The following is a 4,402-nucleotide window of genomic DNA, read 5'->3' as shown; positions in this document are numbered from 1 at the left end:
GGCGGGGAGCCAGTCGTCGCCGGGGTCGTACCCGGTGGCGAGGATCACCGAGTCCGGGGCGAGGGTGCTGCCATCGGCGAACGTGACCTGCCCGCCGTCCGCGCCGGTCACCGCCGGGGTGACCGCCACGCCCGCATGACGCAGCGCATGGTAGCTGTCCCCGAACACCGGCTGCACGGCCGGTGCGCGGCCCAGCCAGGACGAGCCTGCCCGGGCGTGGGCCGGGAAGGTCCGGGCGGGTCGGTGCGGGCGCCGGGTGCGGACCGCGAGGGTGATCTCGTGGGAGGTGGATAGCTCTCGCGCCAGCTGCACGCCGCTGTTTCCGCCGCCGACGATCAGCACCCGCCCGGTGGGCACCTGCCGGGGGAATTGGTAGTGGGCGCTGTGCAGCACCACCCCGGGCACCCGCAGCTGCTGCGCCCACGCAGGGATGCGGGGGTGGGTGGCGGCGCCGGTCGCGCACACCACGTTGCGGGTCTGCACGTCGCCCTCTGCGGTCTGTAGCTGCAGCACCGACCCGTGACCGACGCGTTCCACCCCGACCACACGCAACCCCCAGAACGGGTCCACCCCCAGGGTGTGCTGCACCTGGTCCAGGTAGTTCGCGATCTCATCCGCCCGCGGGTGCTCGTGCGGGTCCACCGGTAGCGGCCGGACTGGCAGCGTGCTGTGGCGGGCGTCGGATAGCAGCCGCATCGAATGCCACCGGGACGCCCAACTGCGTTGCCGGTCCGTGGCGGCGTCGACGACCACGAACTCCTGCTGCGGGCGGAACCCCAACCCGATCAGCGCGGCGGCCACCGCGAGCCCGGCCTGCCCGGCCCCGACGATGATCGCCCGCCGATGCGTCAACCCCGACCGCATCACCTCCCCCTCCCCGCAGGACTCGGTCCGGGTGGCGACGGCCGGGGGATGATCGTGCCCGGCCCGCGGCGGCACGCAGTTGCGGGGCGGGGCCGGGCGGGGTGGTGTGGGCGGCGGTGACCGGCGGCAGCCGTCGGCACCACCCCGGCGACGGGGGCCGCCGTGATACGGGTCGTCAAGACATTCTCCAAACCTAGAAATCGGCATCACACAACGCCCGCACACGCGCGGGCGGGAAGACGCCACCCATGGGTGGGCGGCATGCCGGATCTCAGGTTCGGGAAATCGACAACAGCAGCAGTGAGGGCGCGGCCGGACGCCGCGACACGGGCACCGGCACCAGCAGCGGGGCGCGCACCGGGCGGGACACCCGCAGCATCCGCAGCCGACCCTGCAACCGGAACCCCGTCACGGCCGCCAGCACCACCAGCGTGCACACCACCCCGATCAGGCACCCCCACACCCCGGACGCATCAGCCGACACCCCCACACCGGACGACACCGTCGGCGCCGCCACCGGTGCGCCCGAGTCTGGGGTAGAGCCGGTCGCGACGGGGGAGCCCGCACTGGTGTCGGCGTGCGCGTCAGCCGTGGTGTGGGAGGTGGTCCAGCCGCCGATGATGAGCACAAGTGCCAGGCCCAGGATGGTCAGCAGCCGCCCCGACCACCACCCCGCCGCGATGACCCGGTCGGGCCGGGATCGGGGGTCGCGGGGCATAGTCCCTCACTGTACCAATCCGACCTTTGCGTCTCCCGGATCCCGCCCGGCCGCAGGCCCTCCACGCCTTCGCCGACAGAGCAGCCACATCGCGTCCACCGGCACGTCGTTCTCGATTTGCGGTGGATCGTGGCGACCGAGTTCCGGGGGCGGATCAGGGCGAGGCCCTCGACCACTTGCCTCAGCTCTGGTCTGAGCCGATGCCGACGCTCGGCGCGAGGCGGTGCCGGTTGCAGCCCGTCGAAACCCCTCGCCCGGTACGCGGCATTCCAGCGCTCAAGCGTCCGCAGGCCCGTACCGCTATCTCGCGCGATCGCAGCCAACGAGATGTCGTTCTCCACGTGCAGCCGGAGCAGTGCCCAACGTTCCTCGGCGCGAACGCTCCCACCCTCGGACGGGGCATTCGCATTCGACGTGGTGTCCACCAGGTCACGTTGCGGGGGCGACCCGCGGCTTCCGCCGCTTGGCTGTGTTGGGGTCTCGGTTGAGGGTGCGGTAAATGGTGGTGCGGCTGACTCCCAGGACCTCGCCGATCGCGGCGACCGTCATCTCCTGCTCCGCATACATGCGTTTGGCAGTTTTCACCTGGTTCGCCGTCAACTGCGGCGGACGGCCTCCGGTGCGGCCCCGCGCACGCGCCGCTGTCAAACCCGCGTTGGTGCGTTCCTTTATCAAGTCACGCTCGAACTCTGCCAGTGCCGCGAAGACGTGGAACACCAGACGCCCGCCAGACGAGGTGGTGTCAATGGTCTCCTGAAGTGAGCGGAAACCGACCTCCCGCTCAGCTAGAGTCGCCAGCTGATCGATCAGATGTCGAATCGAGCGACCAAGCCGATCCAGCCGCCACACAACAAGCGTGTCGCCCGGTCGGATCTGGTCCAACAGTTTGTCCAGCTCGGGCCGAGCTGCCAGCGATCCAGAGATGACATCGACGAAGACCCGGTAACAGCCTGCCGCCTTCAACGCGTCGACCTGGAGGGCTGCATCCTGGTCAGAGGTGGACACGCGTGCGTATCCGAGAAGATGTCCCATGAACTGACTGTAGCGGAACTCATCGCGCACTGAAGGAATCGACGCATAGAATCCGGACTGGGGTTTCGCTACAAAATCTGATGCGAGGGTCTGCGAGAAGCTGCACTCTGAGCGGGCGTCGCGAAAATCGCGTTTTGACGTAGCGAATACGAACGATTCAGTTACGAAAGAACCGAACTCTCCCTCGTCGAGGGATCGAGTGTTATTTGCTGCTGTTCAGGCCTTCCAGAGCAGATAGAGCAGCGAGTAAGTGCGCGTCGGCCGCGTCGGCAACGGCCTGTATTGCCGGGGAGTTGCTCAGCTGGACCATGGTCTGAGGGTTGATGGCTTGGACTGTGGTCACATTAGCTGAGCGGTCCCGTCGGATGACGACGTTGCAGGGAAGCAGCAGTCCCAGGTCGGGTTCGGCGGTCAGTGCTTGTTGGGCGAGGGCTGGGTTGCAGGCGCCCAAGATCAGGTAGTCACCGAGCGTTTGAGCGCTTTCGCTGCCGAGTTTTGTTTCGAAGGTTGCGCGGACGTCGATTTCGGTAAGGACACCGAAGCCGCTGTTTGCTAGCTCTTGCCTCACTTTGGTGACTGCTTCCTCGTAGGGCAGCGAGACGGCGATGGTGTGTGCGTAGTTCATGTGCTTGTCCTCAGTCGTTTTTTCGTGATGTTCGCGTCTGTTGTTAGGCGGCGTTGACGATTCCCATCATGCCGCCGTCTTCATGGTCCAGGATGTGGCAGTGATACACCGTCTTGCCGGTGAAGTCGTCGAAGGCGATCCGCACCCGAATACTGCTCATCGCGGGGACATTGACCACGTCTTGCCAGAGGACGCTGTTGACGGCAGCGCCGGCTCGCTCGACGATCTGCATGGGCCAGACGTGCAGGTGCACGGGATGATCCATCGGGCTGGTGTTGGTCAGCGTCCACTCCTCGATGGTTCCGCCCCGCACGATCGTGTCGATCCTGGCCGGGTCGAACTCCTTCCCATCGATGGTGAAGCCCATCATGTTGCCTCCCGACCCCATGCTCATCCCGCTCGCCCCCATCCCCATCGCGAAGGTCAGCTCGCGCCGATCGTCAACCGTTGAGTTCCTCAGATCTCGAGGTTGTGGCTGCGTGGGCACAGCGGCAGGCGTAGCAGGTGGACCGGCAACAATAAAGGTAGCCAGATTCACCGTCGTGGAGGACGGCCGCGTGCCATCCATCATTCCCATCGCGGCTCCCCTGTCAAAGGGCAGAGTCTGAAAAGATGCCGTTCCTGCTACTCCTGTGACAAGAAGGTCGGCGCGGTTTCCTGGAGCGAGGACGACTTCCGTGACGTCCTGCGGCTGCGGGAATCGACCGGAGTCGATTCCTAAAAGTTGCAACTGTTGACCGTCAAGGCGAAGCCTGAGATACCGTGCAGCACACGCGTTGATGATGCGCCACCGTTCGCGCTCGCCCGGTCGAGCGCTCAGTTGCGGTGAGACTTGCCCGTTGACGAGCATCAGTTTCCCCTCCCGTCCTACCATCCGATCCATCGCCGACGCCGCCGGAATCGTTCCAGATCCGTCGAGAGTGATGTCGGAGATGACGAGAACCCGGTCTCGGCTGATGGGGATGGGGGTTGCATCCTCGACGATGATGGCACCATAAAGGCCACCAAATACTTGTGTGGCAGCCAGGCCGTGATGGTGCGGGTGGTACCAGTACACACCCGGTGGATGATCTGGCGGCAGTTGATATTCGTAGTCGAAGGATGACCCCGGATCGATCGAGACAAATACGTTGTCGCTGTTTCCGTCCGGGGAAACGTGCAGC

General features: G+C 65.9%; 5 protein-coding genes. All 5 read right to left on the bottom strand.

Going from position 1 to position 4,402, the window contains the following annotated elements; genetic code table 11:
• The coding region (locus B3587_RS11240; RefSeq protein ID WP_292728663.1) for a flavin-containing monooxygenase at positions 1-864 on the bottom strand (864 nt) is incomplete at its 3' end.
• 271 nt (positions 865-1,135) lie between these two features.
• Complete coding sequence (locus B3587_RS11235; RefSeq protein WP_292728660.1) at positions 1,136-1,582, bottom strand: hypothetical protein; 447 nt, start codon at positions 1,580-1,582, stop codon at positions 1,136-1,138.
• A gap of 429 nt (positions 1,583-2,011) precedes the next feature.
• Entirely contained in the window at positions 2,012-2,614 is a 603-nt protein-coding gene (locus tag B3587_RS11230) for a recombinase family protein (RefSeq protein WP_292728657.1), read from the bottom strand.
• Positions 2,615-2,816: 202 nt separating this feature from the next.
• Positions 2,817-3,239, bottom strand: a complete 423-nt coding sequence (locus B3587_RS11225; protein WP_292728654.1) for a DUF302 domain-containing protein — start codon at positions 3,237-3,239, stop codon at positions 2,817-2,819.
• A gap of 43 nt (positions 3,240-3,282) precedes the next feature.
• A partial coding sequence (locus B3587_RS11220) for a multicopper oxidase family protein (RefSeq protein ID WP_292728650.1) occupies positions 3,283-4,402 on the bottom strand: 1,120 nt, incomplete at its 5' end.

It is taken from the genome of Microbacterium sp. UBA837 (assembly GCF_002296025.1).
GTDB lineage: Bacteria > Actinomycetota > Actinomycetes > Actinomycetales > Microbacteriaceae > Microbacterium.
Note: the sequence above shows the minus strand (reverse complement) of the source record. Positions and strands in the feature narration are given on the sequence as shown.

Excerpts from the sequence above, each read along its gene's own strand:
- B3587_RS11235 (WP_292728660.1), bottom strand. The coding sequence starts at position 1,582 with ATGCCCCGCGACCCCCGATCCCGGCCCGACCGGGTCATCGCGGCGGGG.
- B3587_RS11230 (WP_292728657.1), bottom strand. The coding sequence starts at position 2,614 with ATGGGACATCTTCTCGGATACGCACGCGTGTCCACCTCTGACCAGGAT.
- B3587_RS11225 (WP_292728654.1), bottom strand. The coding sequence starts at position 3,239 with ATGAACTACGCACACACCATCGCCGTCTCGCTGCCCTACGAGGAAGCA.